This window comes from Pricia mediterranea (assembly GCF_032248455.1).
Taxonomy (GTDB): domain Bacteria; phylum Bacteroidota; class Bacteroidia; order Flavobacteriales; family Flavobacteriaceae; genus Pricia; species Pricia mediterranea.
The window spans coordinates 2560386-2579711 of the sequence record NZ_JAVTTP010000001.1; the positions used below are offsets into that span (position 1 = coordinate 2560386).

Sequence of the window (19326 nt, forward strand, 5' to 3'; positions counted from 1 at the left end):
ATACGTTGGAAAGCTATCAAAAGGATTATTCCCCTTATTCCAAATTAAGCTTGTACCATTAAACTCTTGGTAATATCCAACAATCAAAGAAAGTCGTCAACTTGCTTGTACGCATCGATTACGGCTTGTTCGCCGGCCTTGCCCTCTTTGGAATTTCCGTGTTCCATGCCAAGCACCCCGTCATATCCCTTTTCGGAAATCCACTTAAAAATGTTCTTGTAATTAAGTTCACCGGTGGTAGGTTCTTTTCTTCCAGGGTTGTCCCCGATTTGGATGTAGGCGATTTCGTCCCAAGTGAGATCCATGTTGCGGATTATATGTCCCTCCGTTTTCTGTAGGTGGTATATATCGTATAATATTTTACAGGAAGGGCTATTGACCGCCTTGCAAATCATGTAGGTCTGATCGGAGTTCTGCAAATATAGGTCGGGAGAGTCGGACAGCGGCTCAAGTACCATGACCAGGCCATGCGGCTCAAAAATTTCGGCACCGCGTCTTAGGGCTTCAATAACATGGGCGTCCTGTACTCCGATAGGCAGGTTTCTTTCGTAGCCGCCCGGTACTACTGTCATCCATTTTGCGTTGCACCTTTTGGCGGTCTCGACGGCCCTGTTACATCCGTCCAAAAATATATCGATGTATTCTTGCTTGCCTGCAGCCAAGGTGTTCGCCATATTACCTCCTTTATCGACTACGAAAACACCCATGGTCATACCGCGCTTGGCCAGGGTCTCGCCCATTTTGGTCTGGAGGGCGGTGTCGCGCTTCATCATGCCGTTGTCTTCAAAGGCGGTAAAACCTTGATCGGCCATAAAATTGATTTGATCGATCGGGTCTTTGCCCGCAAGTTCTTCGAACATTCCCAAATGGGGGGCATAGTTAAGGTTAAATTTATGGGGTTCGGCGGAGGTATTCGGGATAGCGGCATAGGTGAGTGCCCCGCCCATGGATAGTGCCCCTCCGGTCAGAGCTGTTTTTTGTAGAAAGTTTCTTCGCTTCATGTTTATTTGAGTTTAATTTGGTATAATTATTCTTCGGATTTTCTTCTTTAAATGATATGAAGAAGGTGTTGGAATTTAACATATGCCCAAAAAGATCAAAGAGTTAAAGGCCATTGTGTTCGCCCCTAACTCTTGCTCTTTCGGTTCAAGTTATGAATCCTATATGGACCACGCTTTGCCGCCCGTCAGCTCCTGCAAATCATCGCAGGGAATATATTCACCGGGAACGGGAAGATACTCCAGTATTTCTTCCCCAACGTACTCCGAGGTTTTATAGCCCATTATGGTCAGGCCCCTTAGATTGTTGGCAAAGGCGAAACGGAAGATATCTTCGGCAAGGATGGCTTCTTTGCCATCCGTCAGCGCCTCGTGATACTGTTTTATGGCCTCAAAATTTTTGATTTGATCTTCAGGGGTCGTTTTTAGCGCGGTGGCGAGTACGGGCTCCAGTTCCTCTGGGGTCAGGTCCCCGGCCTTCTCCTTTTCCGAATCCTTAAGGGCCTTCTCCATAAAACGGCCGATCGACATCTTGACGAATTCTTGCTGTTGGGGTTCCATTACCTGATCCGTAAACCTGTCGATAAAGAGGTGAACCTGGGTTTCGGAAGCCGAGGGGGTGTCGGTCTTTGGGATGATGATATCCACCAGCTTTGTAAGGGCCGCTCCTTCATCCTTACTAAAAAAGTCGGGCGTCCATTCCAGTTCCGTCTCGTTTTTACAGCTTTGAACGATGCTTATCAAAGTAGGGGCGGTCACGGTGTAACCGAGTGCCAACCCCATATTTCTGAGTGCTTTTCTTCTGTCCATTATATGGTTCCTTTTTTAAGTTGCTCCGCCGCATGGTTCGCGGCCCTGGCGGTAAAGGCCATGTAGGTCAACGATGGGTTGACGCAACTGGCGGAGGTCATGAAGGCCCCGTCGGTCACATATACGTTGGGCACATCATGTACCTGATTATAGGCGTTCAGTACCGAGGTGCGTCGGCTTCTTCCCATTCTTGCCGTACCCATTTCGTGGATTCCAAGACCAGGTGCCCCTGGATTATCGTAGGGCTGTACGTCTTTAAGTCCCGCTTTTTCCAGCATTTCCACGGCGGAGTCTTTCATGTCTTTCCGCATGGTCCATTCATTCTCTTTGAACTCCGCGTCGAAAGTAACTGTAGGCAGTCCCCATCCGTCCAATTTTTCGTAGTCAAGGGTCATACGGTTTTCTTCGTAGGGCAGCATTTCCCCGAAACCGGTCATCCCGAACCTCCAGCCTCCAGGTTTGAGAATGGTCTCCTTCAGCTCTTTTCCGTAAGACAGTTCCGCGACCGAGTCTTCCCAGTTGCCCCGCGAGGCCCCGCCTTGGTAGCCGAAACCACGAATATAGTCCGTACGGTTCGAATCGCCGCCCAGGTTCCTGAAACGCGGCAGATAGATACCGTTGGGCTTTCGTCCCTTATAATATTTGTCCTCAAAACCATCAAACTTGCCGGAAGCACCGACGCCCAGATGATGGTCCATGATATTTCGGCCCAACTGGTCGGAATCGTTCCCCATACCATCGGGAAAGCGGTCGGATTTCGATTGCATCAAGATAGCGGTGGAGGCAATGGCCGATGCACATAGAAAAATGACCTTGGCTTTGAATTCATGGGTCTCTTTGGTTACGCGGTCAATGACCTTGACCCCGGTCGCCTTTTTGGTGTCGGGGTCGTAAATGATCTCGTGTACGATGGAATCCGGCCGAAGGGTCATATTGCCGGTGGCCTCTGCGGCGGGCAGGGTAGATGAGTTACTGCTGAAGTAGGCGCCGAAAGGGCACCCACGGATACAACGGTTTCGATATTGGCAGCGCTGGCGTCGGTCGCCCTCGAATTTTTTATCACTATTGATGTGGGCGACCCGCCCTGCCGTTACGACCCGACCATCAAAATTTTCGGCTACCTTCTCCCTAAAATGGTCTTCGAGGCAATTGAGCGGCATCATGGGCTCGAAAATCCCGTCGGGCAGCTGTTCAAGGCCCAACGGTTCCCCAGTGACCCCGATATAGGCTTCCACCTTGTCGTACCACGGGGCGATATCGCGATACCGTACCGGCCAATCTATCGATATCCCGTCCTTTTGGTTGGCGGCAAAGTCGAAATCGCTCCAACGATAGCTATGCCGGCCCCATTGCAGCGAACGGCCGCCGACGTGATAGCCGCGCATCCAATCGAAGCGCTTGATCTCGTTGTACGGATGCACGAGGTCGTTGACGAACCACATGTGGCTCGGTGCCTTCGTGGTGTAACCGGTACGGGCCTGTTTGAGCTGCTTTTTCTGTTCCTCCAACGGAAGTTCGCCACGGAGGGGGAAGTCCCAATCGTCCATATTCGCGGTCTCGTAGTCCTCTATATGCTTGACCATCCGACCGCGTTCGAGTACCAATGTCTTGAGCCCGTTCTCACAGAGCTCCTTTGCGGCCCATCCTCCACTGATACCCGTACCCACCACGATGGCATCGTACGATTCCTGTTGTTGGTTGTAATAAAATTTATCCATCTAACCGAATTGTTTAGATGCTAAATTTATTAAATATTAAATTAATTTTCTACATTTAGTCGCTATTCTTCTTGATATCGTAGTATTTTCGAGTGATATTTGAATTAATATTCTCAGAATCCAGTAATTAGCAAACCATTAATTAATCCACAATCAATGAAACGAAGAAAATTTATCAGAAATAGCTCACAAGCTGGACTGGCATTGTCCTTTTTAGGAATGTATGCCTGTAAGGAGACCAAAAAGAAAGAGGAGGAAAACTTGGAAGATGCCGATTTGACCGTAGAGGAGGTCGATCCGTTTTTCAAGCTTTCGCTGGCGCAGTGGAGCATCCATAAAATGATAAACAACGATGGGGTCGACCCGTACAGCTTTGCCGAAAAAGCCAAAGATTGGGGCTTTTCGGGCTTGGAGTATGTAAGTCAACTGTATCCTGCGGATTTGGATAACAATGAATATTCCGAGGAAGCGATGGCCAATTTCATTGAAAAATCGAATGCCGAAGCGGAAAGGCACGGAATGCAGAACGTTTTGATTATGATCGACGGGCAGGGCAATCTTGCAGTTAGCGACGACAAAGAAAGAAAGGAGGCCGTGGAGCGTCACCACAAATGGGTCGATGCGGCCAAGGATATGGGATGCCAATCCATAAGGGTCAACCTGGCAGGAAGCGACGAGCCCGAAGAATGGAAAGCCAACTCCGTTGATGGGCTGACCCAGTTGGGCGGATATGCCAAGGAGAAAGGCATCAATATTCTTGTAGAAAATCACGGTGGACTCTCATCGAACGGAGAAATGCTGGCCGATGTAATGGCTACGGTCGATATGGATAACGTCGGTACCCTGCCCGATTTCGGGAACTTCTGTATTGAACGCTCCAGTGATGGCTGTGCCGAGGATTATGATAAGTATAAAGGGGTCGAGGAATTGATGCCCTACGCCAAAGCAGTCAGTGCCAAGAGCAATGTGTTCGACGAGGCCGGAAATGAGCGGGCAATCGACTATAAAAAAATGCTGCAAATCGTCAAAGACCACGGGTATACCGGTTACATCGGGGTAGAATTTGAAGGTAGCGAACTCAGCGAGGAGGAGGGCATCATTGCCACCAAGGAGCTGTTGCTCAGGGCAGCCCAGGAAATGGCCTAATAACGGAACGGCATCCCCACGTTTAAAGGTATGGGGGTGCTTTTTCTTTGATATACACCTATAACTAGCTACGTGAAATCATATTTCAACTCAATTTTCGATTATAACTTTCATTGCAACAAAGAATTGATAGCTATTTTGACGACCAACGATGCAGTGTCCGAAAAAAGTCTACGGCTGTTCAGCCATATCCTGAACGCGCACCATATATGGAACGCCCGCATTCTGGGTCGAAAGTCGGAGTACGAAGTTTGGCAGTCGCATGACATCAAGGCCTTGGGCGACATCCATTACGAAAACCAACGGGACTCTTTCGGTATTACCTCGAACACCGAGGATTTTGAAAAAACAATCGATTACGAAAATACGGAAGGTAAGTCGTTTGCCCACACCCTGCAGGACATGCTGTTTCACATCATCAATCATTCGACGTACCACCGTGGGCAGATTGCCATGGATTTCAGGGCTAACGGAATAGAGCCCTTGGTCTCCGATTATATATACTCCAAAAGATAATCCTCTTCTATGACCGGTACGATACGCACCCAACTTTCTATAATGATGTTCCTCGAATTTTTCGTTTGGGGAGGTTGGTACGTGACCATGGGAATCTATCTTCCGAATACGTTGGGTTCCGACGGCAGCGAGACGGCAATGGCCTACTCCACGCAGTCGTATGGTGCTATTCTGGCGCCCTTCGTCATAGGGTTGATCGCCGATCGCTATTTTAACGCCGAGCGGATACTTGGAATTCTGCATCTCTTGGGAGCCGTACTGATGTATTTGCTCTATCAAACTTCCGATTTCACCCTGTTTTTTCCATATCTGCTGGCTTATATGATTATGTATATGAGCACCTTGGCCTTGGTCAACTCGGTATCGTTCAACCAGATGAAAGACCCCGGCAAGGAGTTCGGTTTCGTACGTGTTTTCGGGACCGTGGGATGGATTGCATCGGGAATGCTGATCAGTTATTTGAATTGGGACTCACAACAGGGAATTTCCGAGGGTCTTCTTCGAAATACGTTTTTGATGTCCGCTATCGCTTCGGCTGTACTGGGCCTATTTAGCTTTACGTTGCCGAAAACGCCGCCCCGGGTCGATAAATCGAAAAAAATAAGTCTTTCGGATGTTTTGGGGCTGGACGCCCTTTCCCTTTTAAAAGATCGGAATTTTCTGGTTTTCTTCTTGGCCTCGGTACTTATATCAATTCCTTTGGCCTTTTATTATCAGCATGCCGGACAGTTCTTGGGGGAAATCGGGGTGGCCAATCCCGCTTTTAAGATGAGTTTCGGCCAGGTCTCGGAATTGGTTTTTATGCTTTTGCTCCCTTTTTTCTTTAAGCGTTTTGGGTTTAAGATGACCATGTTGGTGGCCATGTTCGCTTGGGGCCTACGGTACCTTTTGTTTGCGTACGGGGATACTGGCGAATTTGTGGCCTTGATCGTTGTCGGTATCGCGTTGCACGGCGTCTGTTATGATTTTTTCTTTGTCAGTGGACAGATTTATACGGATAGCAAGGCTGGTAAGGAATATAAAAGCGCTGCTCAGGGTTTGATTACCTTGGCGACCTATGGCGTAGGTATGCTGATCGGCTTTTGGGCCGCTGGAGAGATTACCGATGCCTATCTGCTCTCCGACGGCGTTCACGATTGGCGTACGATATGGTTATTTCCTGCAGGATTTGCGTTTTTGGTGCTGCTGCTCTTCGGGACACTGTTCAAAGATGTGAAAATCAGCTATAAGACGTAGATCGTGGAGATCGTTTTTTAGTATCTTGCCTTTTGGATACGGGATAGAAAGTCTTTCGCCTTCCTTTTGCGTAGCGGTCTTTCTTCTTTTTTCCATTTACTTATTCTTCATCAAGGGAAGGATATTATTATTTTCGGTACAATTTAACATTTAAAAACAATTACATGCCAAAGAAAATCAGATTAGGAATTTTGGGCGGCGGGGGAGATTCCCTCATCGGTGTATTGCACCGGGTAGCCTCACAAATCAACGATAATTACGAAATCGTCGGGGCGGTTTTCAATCCTCATATAAAGGATAGTATCGCCTTCGCCGAGGAAATCGACGTACCCACAGATCGAATTTACAAAGACTTCGACACCTTGGTGGAAGAGGAATTAAAATTGCCCGAAGATGAGCGTATTCAGGTCTGCTCGATACTAACGCCCAATTTTCTCCATTTTCCCATGGCGTTGAAATTAATTGAAAACGGATTTCATGTCATCTGCGAAAAACCGATGACCACGACCTTAGAAGAGGCCAAGACGTTGCAGAAGGCCCATGAAAAAGCGGGCACCGTATTCGCCCTGACCCACACCTATACGGGCTACCCGATGGTACGTCAAATGCGCGAAATGATCAAGGAGGGTGTGTTGGGCAAAATCCACAAGGTCGATGCCGTGTATTATCAAGGGTGGATCAACGAAATTATCCACGATGAGGAAAAGCGAAAGAGCGTATGGCGTCTGGATCCCGAGAAAGCGGGTATAAGTTCGTGTATGGGGGATATCGGTACCCATGCCTTCAATATGGTGGAATATGCCACAGGACTTAATATCAATTCCATACTTTGCGATTTCAACTATTTGTACAAGGATAATAAAATGGACATTGACGGTACGGTGCTCATCAGAATGGACGACCACGTGAAGGGTGTGATTCGGGCCAGTCAGGTCGCTACGGGTGAAGAAAATGCTTTGGGTATTTCCATTTACGGTCAAAAAGGCGGTTTACGCTGGAAGCAGGAAGATCCGAATTTTTTATACCTTCTCAGCGACACCGACCCAACTCAAATTTACAAGCCTGGGCACGCTTACAACAGTGAGCTTTCATTGGCCGGAACAAAACTGCCACCTGGACATCCCGAAGGCATCTTCGATTCCATGGCGAACATCTACCTCGGTGCCGCCAAGGCCATCCGTGGGGAAGAATACGACCAGGGTGAATTTCCAACGATGGTCGACGGCGTCCGCGGTATGAACTTTGTCGAGGCTACGGTCGAATCGCACAAAGAAGGTAACGTTTGGGTCGAGCTGGAGAAGTGATTTTGACCGTGCCGATGTCCGCCGGTTTGTCGAGCTGAGCAAATAGCCGATTTTTCGCGGGTCGATATAGAAACGATTTGCTGTAAAAATGACCTGGAACATTCAATGTCCCAGGTCTTTTTTTGTGCAAAGAATACCAGTGGATCTTACGAAAACCTGTTTTGATCTTAAGATACCTTTTCGAACTCCTGACAGACTACGATCATGCTTTCCCTGGGTTCACGGCCGAAGCGCTGCAGCTCGTCAGCAAAAAAATCCCAGTGTACCTTTTTCCAATGGGCAAGGCTTTTGTCCCCAATACCTTCCTTAAGGGCATAGGTCACATCGATTGCAAAGAAAGGTTTCAGGGTGACCTTGGTGGTGCGCACTAAACATTGCGCTCGGCCCTCCCAATCCGTTACGACCAAAAAGTCCCCGATTTTAGGCAAAGGTTCACCGCGGTGCTGCAATCCCAAAAGAGACATGGATGTCGCTTTTTTTATGCCCTTTTTGACCAACACGGCATAATCGTTGGCATCCTTTTCGTTGTTGGAGAAGTGAATCGTTCTGGGGGCATTGACAAAGACATGTTCTAAATGTTTGTCCAAATAATCGCCCCAAAGGGCGCGGGCAGATTTATTTTCCATACTACTAATTGCCGATTTAAATTAAGACTGTTCATATTGTGGTGCCCCGATTGTTTTGGCATAAAATATACGAAGGCGTCGGTTGTGAGTGCCATTTTATGGAACAAAGACAAAGTATTCCGTTAAACCGGTATAACCGTTCGATTTTAATTCGAAACCTCCAGGATTGTATCGAATAAACTTTTTCGCGTACCCGGAGTCTATTGTCGGCCCAGCTCCTGCTATACCGCGGGCTAACTACCAGGGTGCCGTATCCCTCTTTGTATTCGTACCGTAATTTTTCTTTTTATCCTGATGGATTTCCTATATTTATGACTTGCAAAAAAAAATTGGCAGGGAATATCTTTTTGAATTGAATTTTAGCATTTAAATATAGGGCTAATTCCAATAGTAAAGGGAAAACAAACGAAGTACAACCGTAAAAATTTCAGTCGAGAGCATGAAGACAATTAAAGGACCCGCCGTATTTCTGGCGCAATTCGTAGATGACAAGGCGCCGTTCAATTCTTTGGACGGGATGTGTAAATGGGCGTCGGATTTAGGGTACAAAGGTATTCAAATACCCACATGGGAAAATTTCCTCATCGATATCGATAAGGCCGCCGAAAGCCAAGACTATTGTGATGAACTGAAAGGGAAGGTAAATTCATACGGACTCGAGATTGCCGAACTCTCTACCCACCTACAGGGACAATTGGTGGCCGTGCATCCGGCCTATGACCTGATGTTCGACAATTTTGCTCCCGATAAGGTCAAAAACAATCCCACGGCGCGCACCGAATGGGCCGTCGATGTCGTCAAAAAAGCGGCGACCGCCAGCCGTCGATTAGGCCTTAAGACATCCGCTACTTTCTCCGGGGCCTTACTTTGGCATACCTGGCACCCCTGGCCGCAGCGACCGCCCGGACTTGTGGAAATGGGCTTCGAGGAGCTGGCCAAGCGTTGGATGCCGATCCTGGACCACTATGACGGGGAAGGGGTCGATGTCTGTTATGAGATCCATCCCGGCGAAGATCTGCACGACGGCGATACCTTCGAGCGTTTTCTGGAAGCTACCGGAAACCATAAGCGCGTCAATATTCTCTATGATCCCAGCCATTTTGTACTGCAGCAGCTCGATTATATTGCATACATCGACCATTACCATGAATTCATCAAGTCTTTTCACGTAAAGGATTCGGAATTCAATCCCACGGGGAAAAAGGGCGCTTTCGGGGGCTATAACAACTGGGGTGACCGTGCCGGACGTTACCGCTCTCTTGGCGACGGTCAAATTGACTTCAAAACGATCTTTTCCAAGCTTACCCAATATGGGTGCGACGTTTGGGCGGTAATGGAATGGGAGTGCTGTATCAAGAGTCCCGAGCAGGGAGCGCGGGAAGGCGCCGTCTTTATTCAGGACCATATCATCGAGGCGACGGAAAAAGCCTTTGACGATTTCGCGGGCGCCGATATCGATGAGGATAGGTTAAGAAGGATATTGGGGATTACAAAGTAAGCGCTCGACGTTGCGATGAACGCTTTCCTGTGCCTCTGCAATCCATCCCCGAGACAAAGGCAAATTTCAGGATGCATCAAATCATTTACTCAAATTCTAAAATTATGAGAAATTTAATCCTATTTCTGTTCGCGGCAACCTTGACGATCGGTTGTAAGGACAAATCGGAAAAATCACAGGAAAAAATGGAATCCGAACGTATTGCGGAAGCGCAAACAGAAAAACCTCCCCAAGAGTGGACGGTACTTTTCGACGGCACTTCTTTTGACGGTTGGAAAGAGTTTCAAAAAGACGGCGTATCCGACCATTGGAAAATCGAAGATGACGCTATGGTTTTTCATCCTCCCGAAAATCGCAAGGATGGCGAGATACATGATTTGGTTACCGAAAGGAAATTTACTGATTTCGTACTGTCGCTGGACTGGAAAATCTCCGAAGGCGGCAACAGTGGTATCATGTGGGGCGTAAAGGAGGACGGCGATTTCGACAGGCCCTATCATACAGGACCTGAAATTCAAGTGCTGGATAATGAAAGACACCCTGATGCCAAAGCGGGCACCACCCATCAGGCGGGAGCGCTTTACGATATGATAGCCCCGTCGAAAGATGCGACCAAACCCGTCGGAGAATGGAATACCATGGTCATTACGGTCGACAACGGCGAAAAGCGGGGCAGTGTTGAACTCAATGGGGAAGAAATTACAACTTTTCCGGTAGGCGGTGAAATGTGGGATACCATGGTCTCTAAATCCAAATTTGCCGGTTGGGACGGATTCGGAAAGTTCGTAGAAGGGAAAATTGTCCTTCAAGACCACGGGGACAAGGTCTCATATAGGAATATAAAAATTAAGGAACTTTGAAAAAGTAGGCAGTTGCAGTAGCGGTGTGGAGTTCTAAAAAAACATTTTCAAATTTAACAAACTACGCTGTTCGGTCGCGGACGGCGAGAGCGTGCCGTTCAGCTAACGACCGACGTTTAATCAAGCCAAATTAACTTTATGAACAAGTTTTATATAATGGGAGTGTTTACATCGGCACTCATGCTTTCCTGCCAAGAGAAGGTTGAAGTCGATCCCATGGAAAAGACCGGGAACAACGAAGATTCCGTTATTACTTATGAGGAGTATTCGGGTCCGGAACCCACAGAACCTGAAGGTACCGAATATTACGAGCCAAAAGTTCCCAAAGTACAACCCGGGGAAGAATATGGTGATCCGCCGAGTGACGCCATTGTCCTTTTTGACGGTACAGACCTTGACAAATGGATCAGTACAAAAGACAGCACCGCCGCCAAATGGCACTTGAACAATGACGGTAGTATGACCGTGTCCGATAAGACCGGCGACATTCAGACCAAGCAGGAATTCGGTGACATGCAACTCCATATCGAATGGAAATCGCCTCTGCCGGTGCAGCGCGAGGGACAGAACCGGGGCAACAGCGGTATTTTTCTCAACGGAATCTATGAAATCCAAATTTTAGACCAAAATGACAATCCTACCTACGTTAACGGACAGGTCGGGTCGATATACAAACAAGGTGCGCCCCTTGCCATGGCGTCACGGCCGACGGGAGAATGGAACAGCTACGACATCATCTACCACGCGCCGGAATTCAACTCAGATGGCGGTAAAATTAAATCGGGTACGGTGACGGTCATTCAAAACGGCATCGTAATCCAAGACCATACTGAAATTAAAGGCACCACCCCGTATATCGGATGGCCAAAAAATCCGGCACACGGCAAAGGGCCTTTAAGACTCCAAGATCACGGCGACGACAGCCGGGTCAGTTTTCGAAATATTTGGGTACGGGAGCTTTGAAAAAAGCAGGGGCATCCTCAGCTCGGGTTGGCTCTGACCATGCGGGCTTCACCTGAATTTTGTGAGAGGGTCCGAACTACTTTCCTTAACTTCATTATATTTGTCAGAACCCAACAAAATCCTATGATTCAATCCATGACCGGATTTGGGAAGCACGTGATACAGCTTCCCTCAAAAAAAATTAGCGTAGAGCTCAAATCCCTGAACAGTAAAAGTCTGGACCTGAATGCACGGATGCCCTCGTCCTATCGCGAAAAGGAACTGGAACTGAGAAAGACGATCGCCGGCGCCCTTAAAAGGGGTAAGGTTGATTTCAGTCTCTACATAGAGTTTACAGGAGACGAAACTTCAGCCGAAGTAAACGAGGCCGCAGTCAAAAATTACATGAATCAGTTACGCTCGATTGCCGATGGCGACGATATTCAACTGATGGAAATGGCCTTACGCATGCCTGATTCCCTCAAAACGGAGCGTGAGGATATAGAACCTGGAGAATACGAGGCCATTCAACGTGCCGTTCAGGAGGCACTCAAAGAAATCGCCGATTTTCGATCGGATGAGGGAAGCATTCTAGAAAAGGATTTTTTACTGCGCATCCAAAACCTTCAAATCCTCTTGGGCCAAGTCGAGCAAATGGATCCCGACCGTCAGATCGAGGTTCGAAAGCGCTTAGAAAAAGCGGTGGCGGACATACAGGCCGACCTTGATGAAAACCGGTTCGAACAGGAATTGGTCTACTATTTGGAGAAATACGATATCACCGAAGAAAAGGTAAGATTGGACAATCATTTGAACTATTTCGCGACTTCCCTGAATTCCAAAGAATCGAACGGGAAAAAACTGGGATTCATTGCCCAAGAGATCGGTCGTGAAATCAATACCATTGGCTCAAAGGCCAATTATGCCCCAATGCAGCAACTGGTAGTGCAAATGAAGGATGAACTGGAGAAGATCAAGGAACAGATGTTGAACGTGCTCTGAAAAAGGACTACGAACCAGGAATCAAGACCTTTGCCCGATCCGCTGGCCCGTGGTGACGTATTTTGACTGGGAATTTACCAGTTTACGAGGCGTGGGTCGACACGAGCTTGAGCTTGATTCTTGGTCCACCCGGACGTTTGGCGCAAACTTGAGTTTGAAACTCGAATTAAAACTTGAACCTATACAATGAAAGGCGGCAAACTTATTATATTTTCGGCACCATCCGGTAGCGGAAAGACAACTATCGTACGGCATCTCTTGGAGCAGCCTGATCTTAACCTCGCTTTTTCAATCTCTGCAACTTCGCGGCCTCGTAGGATAAAGGAGAAAAATGGGGAGCATTACTACTTTATGTCCATATCCGAATTTAAGAACAACATAAAGAACGACAAGTTTTTAGAATGGGAAGAGGTGTACCGCGATAATTTCTACGGCACCTTGAAAAGCGAAGTCGAAAGATTATGGGCCGAAGGCAAGAATGTGATTTTCGATATCGATGTAGCGGGAGGATTGCGTATCAAGCGAAAATTTCCAAAAGAGACCTTGGCGGTTTTCGTAAAGCCCCCCAGTGTAGACGAACTCAAGATTAGACTTAAGAAGCGGAGTACCGAAAGCGATGATAAAATCAATATGCGTATCGCAAAGGCCTCCGTAGAGCTGGCCACCGCCCCGCAGTTCGATAAGATCATCAAAAATTACGATCTGGACACCGCGCTGCAGGAAGCCCATGATCTGGTTGCCGAGTTTATTGCCGAGGAAGCTGACTAAACGGTATTCAACAGCCAAAAACGACCGGATTTTTTCAATTGCGGCAGCACCGTCCAAGCAGGTTACAAATACTTTTCAGAATATGATAAAAACGGGACTTTATTTTGGAACCTTTAACCCGATCCACATCGGGCACATGGTCATCGCCAACCATATGGTCGAGTTCTCCGATTTGGATGAGGTCTGGTTCGTTATCACCCCACAGAGTCCGTTTAAGAAAAAGAAATCCCTGCTCGATAATAATCACAGATATCAGATGGTCTATGAGGCCGTAGAGGATTATCCAAAGCTGAAACCCAGCAAAATCGAGTTTGATTTGTCGCAACCCAATTATACGGTGGATACCTTAGTGCATTTAAACGAAAAATACGGTGATGGGCATCGCTTTTCGCTGATTATGGGCGAAGACAACCTAAAGGGATTCCACAAATGGAAGAATTACGAAGTTATTTTAGAACACCATGATATTTATGTATATCCGAGAATCTCTCGGGAGCGCCGCGCAAACCTGTTTGATCGTCATCCTAAGATTCAGATGGTCGAGGCACCGATAATGGAAATTTCATCCACCTTTATCCGAAAACATTATAAGATGGGCAAAAATGTGCGGCCGTTGCTTCCCGGAAAAGTCTGGAAATATATGGATGAGATGAATTTTTACAAGTGATGTTTTGATACAAAGCGTCTAGAGGTACGAAATGCTGTTTCAAAACATCGAAAAAGGGACATTCAGAAGTTAAATAACCTATTGATTATCAGCGTAATAATCCGTATCTTAGAGTAAACAAAACCCCGAGAATGAGTCGTTAGCTCGAAAAACGGGGTTTTTATCTAAGATGTTATGTCCAAGATACGAAGAATCCGCGATTTCCAGCACACTTTTTCATTTTCCTCCCAACAGGAACAGTTGGGAGTTTTCTTTGACCGTTTTTTGGAATCCGATCTGGGCAAGATCTACCGGGCGGTGCCCTGGGACGACATGGTGGCGGCCCTCGGTGTGAAGGAGGCGAAAAAAGGCCCGAAGGCGATCTTCTCCCCCCGGGGCAAGGTCGCCCTGATGTTCCTCAAGCACTATGCGGATTGCTCCGACAGAAAACTTGTCGAAGGGCTCAACGGCAACCTGGACTGGCAGTTCTTCTGCGGCATCTATATCGGTGCCGATCGTCTGGAAAACTTCAAGATCGTGAGCGAGATACGGTCGGAACTGGGGGGAAAGCTCGACATCGACGCCCTGCAGAAGGCCCTCTACGGACACTGGTCCCCGCACATGGGGGACAAGGGCTCCGTCACGATGGACGCCACCTGCTACGAGAGCAACATGCGGTACCCTACAAATGTAAAACTGCTCTGGGAATGTACCGACTGGCTGCACCGGCTGCTCAAAAAGGTATGCGGGGAAAAAAAGGTCGCCATGCCGCGCAGCAAGTACCTGAAATGGAAAAAGCGGTACGTGTCCTACAGCAAGATGAAGAGGAAGACCAAGAAGAAGCGGGATGCGCTGACCAGGGCCCTGCTCCTGCTGACCGAAAAGTTCTCGGCGGAACTGGACCGTATGGAAGGGGAGCACGGCCTGGCGTTCACCGTGGACCAGTACGTGCGCAGGGCCGCGGCCAGGAAGGTACGGGAACAACAGTACGCCCTGTTCCACCACGGCGTGCGGCCCGAGGGCCGCATCGTCAGCCTTGACAGGCCCTATGTCAGGCCGATCGTCAGGGGCAAGGAGAAAAAGCCGGTGGAGTTCGGTGCCAAGGTGCACAAGTTCCAGGTGGGCGGCATCGGCTTTATCGAGCACCTATCCTTCGACGCCTTCCACGAGGGGATACGCTTCCGCAAGACCGTCCTGGACGCGCAGGGCCTGACCCGTACCAAGGTCAAGATCGTAGGGGCCGATGCCATCTACGCGACCAACAAAAATCGGAAGTTCGCCACCGGGAACGGTATCCGTACCGACTTCAAGCGCAAGGGAAGGGCCGGCAAACACGAGGGGCACCGTAAGAAACTGGCGGCGGCCATCACCAAGGAAAGGGCCGCCCGCCTGGAGGGCAGCTTCGGCAACGACAAGGAACACTACGGCCTCAAAAGAATAAGGGCCCGCACCAAGGCTACGGAGATCCTCTGGATATTTTTCGGCATCCACACCGCCAACGCCCTTGAGATCGGCAGGCGCATGGCCTCGGCCCGCCTGGCAAAAGCAGCCTGAGCCTCCAGCAGCCAGGAGGCCCGAGGGAGACCTATGTCCCGACGGGACCGGAAGGGCCCGAAATCCGTCCTCCCGAACCGAAAAGACCTCAAAGGCGACACCGGAAATCGAAAATGCCGCCCGACCTCTACGGTCGAACGGCACCGACTTTAAATTTTACCGAAAAAAGGGCTTACTCCTGAATATCCCGAAAAAATGCAAGTCTGAAATGAAGGGTTCTATTGTTTTGGATTAGACATCTACTTTCCCGTTTATTTTGTGGAATCAAAAAGCACCGTTTTATACGCAAAATCCCTCATTTCCCCGGCTATGCCGACATTGGTGACCCGCACCATGAAGGTAGTGTCCTCGCTGAATGTACTGGTGTTTATCTCAGGTTTCCAAACGATAGTATTGTCCCCGTAAATGCCGGTCAGCTCTTCGGTTTCCATGGCTATATTTTCTCCTGTATCCGTTGTCATAGTAATTTCCGTCCTCTCAAAATCTGCCTTAGCAATAGAAAAAGACCAGCGAGCGTAGGCGAGTTGTTTTGGCAGGTAGCCAGGTGGGGGCCAAGCTATAAATTCCGGGGCATCGGAGGGAGGTTCCCCCGAATTGCCCAAGACCCATATTGCATTGTAGCTGCTAGTATTTCCCACCCCAATTTCCTGAAGCTTTGGCCATAGCAACCACCTGCGGTGCCCGACCGGATAATTCTCGTTACCCCGGTCCCGGATGTAGGTGTCTATGGCATCTGCGTTTCTGGTAGAGGCCAAAAGCGAATTGCCCGCGCCCTCGTGCCCAGCTTGGGAATAACATTTCCAATCGGTCGGGGGGTCGTGGTCGAGGGCGCCGTTCGCGTGCATCATCAAGGCTGCCCTTTGTGCCTTTTCGCTTTTCGAGCTATCTTCGGCGATATTGTTGTGAAGTCCCGCTGCTTTTCTAAAATACAACAACCGCATAAAAATCTTGTCCATGGTTTCTTGGGGCACCTCCCCGGGTTGGCAATCGGGCTCGCTACCGGTCCATGATACATCAGATGCAGACGCGCTCGAGGATACATAGTAATCCTCATACAACTGTATTGCGGCCGAGCGGGAAGCTTCATCGACGGTTTTGTCCGTAGTATTATCGGTATCCGGCGACTGGGAGTCATCGTTGTCGATCGAATTTTCTTTGCTGCAGGAAAATGTCAGCAAAATTACGGCCATGAAAAGCCATGGAAATTTACATATACGCATCGAAGACAAGATAAGAATGCTCTCTTTCTCTTAACGTATGGAACACGACCAACGTATATTATTTTCGATGAACGGAACTAATTTTCTTATCCCACACTAAAGACATGACGCATTTCCAGCTTCTACTCCATAACCTTGGCCGGAATAATAGAGTCATCATATTCCAGATAGTACATTTCCAGGAGTTCGATGACCGCGTTCATCAGATCCTTGGTCTCCAACAGCAGCGAAAAGTAAAGTGTCGTATTTTTAGGGCTTGACTCCTCGGTACGGGTCCGGGCTACCTGTTTTTCGATTTTTTGCGAAACTAGGTCGAAAAGTTCCTGTTTGCGCTCCAGAATATTCCCGATTTGCTCAAATGAGCGCTCGTCAAAGGCCTGTTTGGTGTTGTTGAAGATTTCTGCCAGCTTATTGTCGATTTCTTTCAGCTCCTTAATTTGGTTGTATTTTAATTTTTTGTGATTGTTATGCACGTGCTTGTGGCTGACCTTGCCGATGTATTCCAGTGACTGTGCGATATCGGTCAAATGGCCTAAAACGTTGATATAGAAATTACTCGCACCTACACTGGCCTCGTCTAGATTTTTGATGAAATAGAAAATATGATCGCGGAGCTCATCGATTTCAGAGGATAGTTTGGCACCTTGTTTCTTATTTTTTTTCAGTTGGTCGAGGTTGTGTTTCGCCAGGCCGTTGATAGAATTGGCATATATTTTTTTGCTACGCTTCATAACGTTCGAGATGTTCTTGGCACTTTCTTCGATCACGCCCTGAATCGAACTGCTCTCGGCCTTGTGCAGGCTGTCTTCAGCTTGAATTTCTTTGGATTTTTTACTGTACGAAATATAATTTCTAGCTAGGATCAAGACCGCTGCGAACAAGAGAATGGCCAGTGCGGCACCCTTGCCAAAACTGATGAGGGTCAATATGATGCCGGATGCAATAAAAGCGATGATGGCCGTTCCGAACCAACCGCCGATGACGTTCAGTACGCCGGCGACCCTGTAAACGGCACTTTCGGCGCCCCAGGCCTTGTCCGCCAATGAGGTGCCCATAGCGACCATAAAAGTGACGTAGGTAGTGGAGAGGGGTAATTTATATGATGTTGCGATCGAAATTAATATGCCCGCTACCATGAGATTGACGGCGGCCCTGACCATATCGAAGGCGGGTCGCTCGTAAGTTTTGTCCCGTGCGAGCGTGATAACCGGCTTTTCAAAGCGATGGGCCAATTTTTGGTTTATTCGGGTCGGTAAGACGGTCCGGGCGGCTTCGGACATGCCCATCGATATGCGAACGATGCTTCTGGATAAAAAATTGGGTTGAAAGCGTTCTTTTGACTCGCCTTCCCGCGCTAGGTTTATTTCGGTTTCGGAGACGTACCTGGCTTTTTTGGACAGCCATAAGGTCGTTACCATAACCATACCCGAGGCGAAGAGTAGGAAAGTGGGGGTAGGTACCTTTGAAGCCAATACCCCCATGCTGAATTCGGTGGCCAAGGCCCCGGAGGCCTGCCAAGCTTCGTAAGACTGCCACGCGGCAATCGGAACCCCGATAAAATTGACCAGGTCGTTCCCGGCAAAAGCCAAAGCCAAAGCGAAAGTGCCCACCCCGATAACCAATTTATAGATGTTGGTCCGGGCGAAACGGATCAGGAAAAAAGATACGACGGACCACAATATGAAGTTTGTCGCAATCAATAGCATCCATTGGGTCTCCAGAAAAGCGTCAATGGTCATATTGCCGATCAGGGCGATGCTTTCATCGGCGAAAGCCGTGCCTTTTATGCCTTTTATCAATATAAAATAGGTCATTGCCGAGAGGGCGGCCCCACCGAAAAGGGCGCTTATCCAATTGGCCTTTTTCTCGTAATCATAAGAAAGTAGCAACCGTGATACCCACTGTACCAAGGCTCCGACAGTGAAAGCTATGATAACGGATAGCAGTATGCCCAAGATGATCTCGGTGGCTTTCGAGGTGTTGATGTACTCTACCACGTCGCTAAAGGAGCCGTTGTCGACGCCTATTTTAATCAATGCCATGGCAACGGATGCGCCCAACAGCTCGAAGACGATGGAAACTGTAGTAGAGGTGGGCATACCCAGGGTATTGAAGAAATCCAACAGCAGGATATCGGTAATCATCACGGCCATAAAAATGAACATGATCTCGTTGAAATAGAACTCCCCCGGGTTAAAAATTCCCTTCCTAGCTACCTCCATCATACCACTGGAAAAAATGGCCCCTAAGGCGATGCCCACACTGGCAACGATCATTATGGTCCTAAACGAAATGGCCTTTGAGCCGATAGCAGAGTTCAGAAAGTTGACCGCATCGTTGCTGACGCCTACCACAAGGTCCGCTACCGCAAGAAAGGCCAGCGCGACGATCATTATCAAGTAAATGTTATCCATGGTTGTCGGAAATATTACGTTTGCAAATATCTATCGTAACGCTAAGTGCTAAGTTACCAAAAGGTTAT

General features: G+C 48.3%; 17 protein-coding genes and 1 pseudogene. 12 read left to right on the forward strand and 6 right to left on the reverse strand.

Going from position 1 to position 19326, the window contains the following annotated elements; translation table 11 throughout:
- Positions 1 to 83: 83 nt before the first annotated feature.
- The 3 genes from RQM65_RS10505 to RQM65_RS10515 all read right to left on the reverse strand — a co-directional run bounded on the left by RQM65_RS10505 (position 84) and on the right by RQM65_RS10515 (position 3526).
- A complete protein-coding gene (locus RQM65_RS10505) occupies positions 84 to 1001 on the reverse strand; it encodes a hydroxypyruvate isomerase family protein (RefSeq protein ID WP_314014810.1) in 918 nt (305 codons plus the stop codon).
- A 159-nt stretch (positions 1002 to 1160) separates the two neighbouring features.
- Complete coding sequence (locus RQM65_RS10510; protein WP_314014812.1) at positions 1161 to 1808, reverse strand: gluconate 2-dehydrogenase subunit 3 family protein; 648 nt, start codon at positions 1806 to 1808, stop codon at positions 1161 to 1163.
- A complete protein-coding gene (locus RQM65_RS10515; protein WP_314014814.1) occupies positions 1808 to 3526 on the reverse strand; it encodes a GMC family oxidoreductase in 1719 nt (572 codons plus the stop codon). The genes RQM65_RS10510 and RQM65_RS10515 overlap by 1 nt, the downstream gene beginning before the upstream one ends.
- Positions 3527 to 3682: 156 nt before the next feature.
- On the opposite strand from RQM65_RS10515, the gene RQM65_RS10520 reads away from it, so the two are divergent.
- The 4 genes from RQM65_RS10520 (at position 3683) to RQM65_RS10535 (ending at position 7728) form a co-directional block, all read left to right on the forward strand.
- A complete protein-coding gene (locus RQM65_RS10520) occupies positions 3683 to 4672 on the forward strand; it encodes a sugar phosphate isomerase/epimerase family protein (protein WP_314014816.1) in 990 nt (329 codons plus the stop codon).
- A 72-nt stretch (positions 4673 to 4744) separates the two neighbouring features.
- Positions 4745 to 5188 (forward strand): DinB family protein, encoded by a 444-nt coding sequence (locus RQM65_RS10525; protein ID WP_314014817.1) that lies wholly within the window; start codon positions 4745 to 4747, stop codon positions 5186 to 5188.
- Positions 5189 to 5197: 9 nt separating this feature from the next.
- A complete protein-coding gene (locus RQM65_RS10530) occupies positions 5198 to 6424 on the forward strand; it encodes a nucleoside permease (RefSeq protein WP_314014819.1) in 1227 nt (408 codons plus the stop codon).
- Between the two features lie 164 nt (positions 6425 to 6588).
- The gene (locus tag RQM65_RS10535; RefSeq protein ID WP_314014821.1) at positions 6589 to 7728 is read left to right on the forward strand and encodes a Gfo/Idh/MocA family protein; all 1140 of its coding nucleotides are present in this window, start codon (positions 6589 to 6591) and stop codon (positions 7726 to 7728) included.
- A 167-nt stretch (positions 7729 to 7895) separates the two neighbouring features.
- Here the strand turns inward: RQM65_RS10535 and RQM65_RS10540 are convergent, their stop codons facing one another.
- On the reverse strand, positions 7896 to 8354 hold the full coding sequence (locus tag RQM65_RS10540) for an ASCH domain-containing protein (protein WP_314014823.1): 459 nt from the start codon (positions 8352 to 8354) through the stop codon (positions 7896 to 7898).
- Positions 8355 to 8793: 439 nt separating this feature from the next.
- Between RQM65_RS10540 and RQM65_RS10545 the strand changes: the two genes are divergently transcribed.
- From RQM65_RS10545 to RQM65_RS10580, 8 genes and pseudogenes are all read left to right on the forward strand, one after another.
- Complete coding sequence (locus RQM65_RS10545; protein WP_314014825.1) at positions 8794 to 9852, forward strand: sugar phosphate isomerase/epimerase family protein; 1059 nt, start codon at positions 8794 to 8796, stop codon at positions 9850 to 9852.
- Positions 9853 to 9956: 104 nt separating this feature from the next.
- A complete protein-coding gene (locus RQM65_RS10550; protein WP_314014826.1) occupies positions 9957 to 10712 on the forward strand; it encodes a 3-keto-disaccharide hydrolase in 756 nt (251 codons plus the stop codon).
- A 138-nt stretch (positions 10713 to 10850) separates the two neighbouring features.
- A complete protein-coding gene (locus RQM65_RS10555; RefSeq protein ID WP_314014827.1) occupies positions 10851 to 11675 on the forward strand; it encodes a 3-keto-disaccharide hydrolase in 825 nt (274 codons plus the stop codon).
- Positions 11676 to 11798: 123 nt separating this feature from the next.
- Positions 11799 to 12656, forward strand: coding sequence for a YicC/YloC family endoribonuclease (locus tag RQM65_RS10560; RefSeq protein WP_314014829.1), 858 nt, complete (start codon positions 11799 to 11801; stop codon positions 12654 to 12656).
- Between the two features lie 186 nt (positions 12657 to 12842).
- Complete coding sequence (gmk, locus tag RQM65_RS10565; RefSeq protein ID WP_314014831.1) at positions 12843 to 13424, forward strand: guanylate kinase; 582 nt, start codon at positions 12843 to 12845, stop codon at positions 13422 to 13424.
- A gap of 82 nt (positions 13425 to 13506) precedes the next feature.
- Positions 13507 to 14091, forward strand: a complete 585-nt coding sequence (gene nadD / locus RQM65_RS10570) for a nicotinate (nicotinamide) nucleotide adenylyltransferase (protein WP_314014833.1) — start codon at positions 13507 to 13509, stop codon at positions 14089 to 14091.
- Between the two features lie 312 nt (positions 14092 to 14403).
- Positions 14404 to 14565, forward strand: a pseudogene (locus RQM65_RS19000) (hypothetical protein); the annotation flags it as partial.
- Between the two features lie 150 nt (positions 14566 to 14715).
- Complete coding sequence (locus tag RQM65_RS10580; RefSeq protein WP_314012501.1) at positions 14716 to 15624, forward strand: transposase; 909 nt, start codon at positions 14716 to 14718, stop codon at positions 15622 to 15624.
- 251 nt (positions 15625 to 15875) lie between these two features.
- On the opposite strand, the gene RQM65_RS10585 is transcribed toward RQM65_RS10580, so the two are convergent.
- Both RQM65_RS10585 and RQM65_RS10590 read right to left on the reverse strand, forming a co-directional pair.
- Entirely contained in the window at positions 15876 to 16814 is a 939-nt protein-coding gene (locus RQM65_RS10585; RefSeq protein WP_314014834.1) for a CAP domain-containing protein, read from the reverse strand.
- 152 nt (positions 16815 to 16966) lie between these two features.
- On the reverse strand, positions 16967 to 19258 hold the full coding sequence (locus tag RQM65_RS10590; RefSeq protein WP_314014835.1) for an inorganic phosphate transporter: 2292 nt from the start codon (positions 19256 to 19258) through the stop codon (positions 16967 to 16969).
- Positions 19259 to 19326: the final 68 nt, after the last annotated feature.

What these genes read in the sequence shown, in the direction of transcription:
- RQM65_RS10560 (WP_314014829.1), top strand. Translation starts at nt 11,799, where the DNA reads ATGATTCAATCCATGACCGGATTTGGGAAGCACGTGATACAGCTTCCC.
- RQM65_RS10515 (WP_314014814.1), bottom strand. Translation starts at nt 3,526, where the DNA reads ATGGATAAATTTTATTACAACCAACAACAGGAATCGTACGATGCCATC.
- RQM65_RS10505 (WP_314014810.1), bottom strand. Translation starts at nt 1,001, where the DNA reads ATGAAGCGAAGAAACTTTCTACAAAAAACAGCTCTGACCGGAGGGGCA.
- RQM65_RS10580 (WP_314012501.1), top strand. Translation starts at nt 14,716, where the DNA reads ATGGACGCCACCTGCTACGAGAGCAACATGCGGTACCCTACAAATGTA.
- RQM65_RS10545 (WP_314014825.1), top strand. Translation starts at nt 8,794, where the DNA reads ATGAAGACAATTAAAGGACCCGCCGTATTTCTGGCGCAATTCGTAGAT.
- RQM65_RS10555 (WP_314014827.1), top strand. Translation starts at nt 10,851, where the DNA reads ATGAACAAGTTTTATATAATGGGAGTGTTTACATCGGCACTCATGCTT.
- RQM65_RS10585 (WP_314014834.1), bottom strand. Translation starts at nt 16,814, where the DNA reads ATGGCCGTAATTTTGCTGACATTTTCCTGCAGCAAAGAAAATTCGATC.
- RQM65_RS10510 (WP_314014812.1), bottom strand. Translation starts at nt 1,808, where the DNA reads ATGGACAGAAGAAAAGCACTCAGAAATATGGGGTTGGCACTCGGTTAC.
- RQM65_RS10540 (WP_314014823.1), bottom strand. Translation starts at nt 8,354, where the DNA reads ATGGAAAATAAATCTGCCCGCGCCCTTTGGGGCGATTATTTGGACAAA.
- gmk (WP_314014831.1), top strand. Translation starts at nt 12,843, where the DNA reads ATGAAAGGCGGCAAACTTATTATATTTTCGGCACCATCCGGTAGCGGA.
- RQM65_RS10550 (WP_314014826.1), top strand. Translation starts at nt 9,957, where the DNA reads ATGAGAAATTTAATCCTATTTCTGTTCGCGGCAACCTTGACGATCGGT.
- RQM65_RS10520 (WP_314014816.1), top strand. Translation starts at nt 3,683, where the DNA reads ATGAAACGAAGAAAATTTATCAGAAATAGCTCACAAGCTGGACTGGCA.
- RQM65_RS10535 (WP_314014821.1), top strand. Translation starts at nt 6,589, where the DNA reads ATGCCAAAGAAAATCAGATTAGGAATTTTGGGCGGCGGGGGAGATTCC.
- RQM65_RS10530 (WP_314014819.1), top strand. Translation starts at nt 5,198, where the DNA reads ATGACCGGTACGATACGCACCCAACTTTCTATAATGATGTTCCTCGAA.
- RQM65_RS10590 (WP_314014835.1), bottom strand. Translation starts at nt 19,258, where the DNA reads ATGGATAACATTTACTTGATAATGATCGTCGCGCTGGCCTTTCTTGCG.
- nadD (WP_314014833.1), top strand. Translation starts at nt 13,507, where the DNA reads ATGATAAAAACGGGACTTTATTTTGGAACCTTTAACCCGATCCACATC.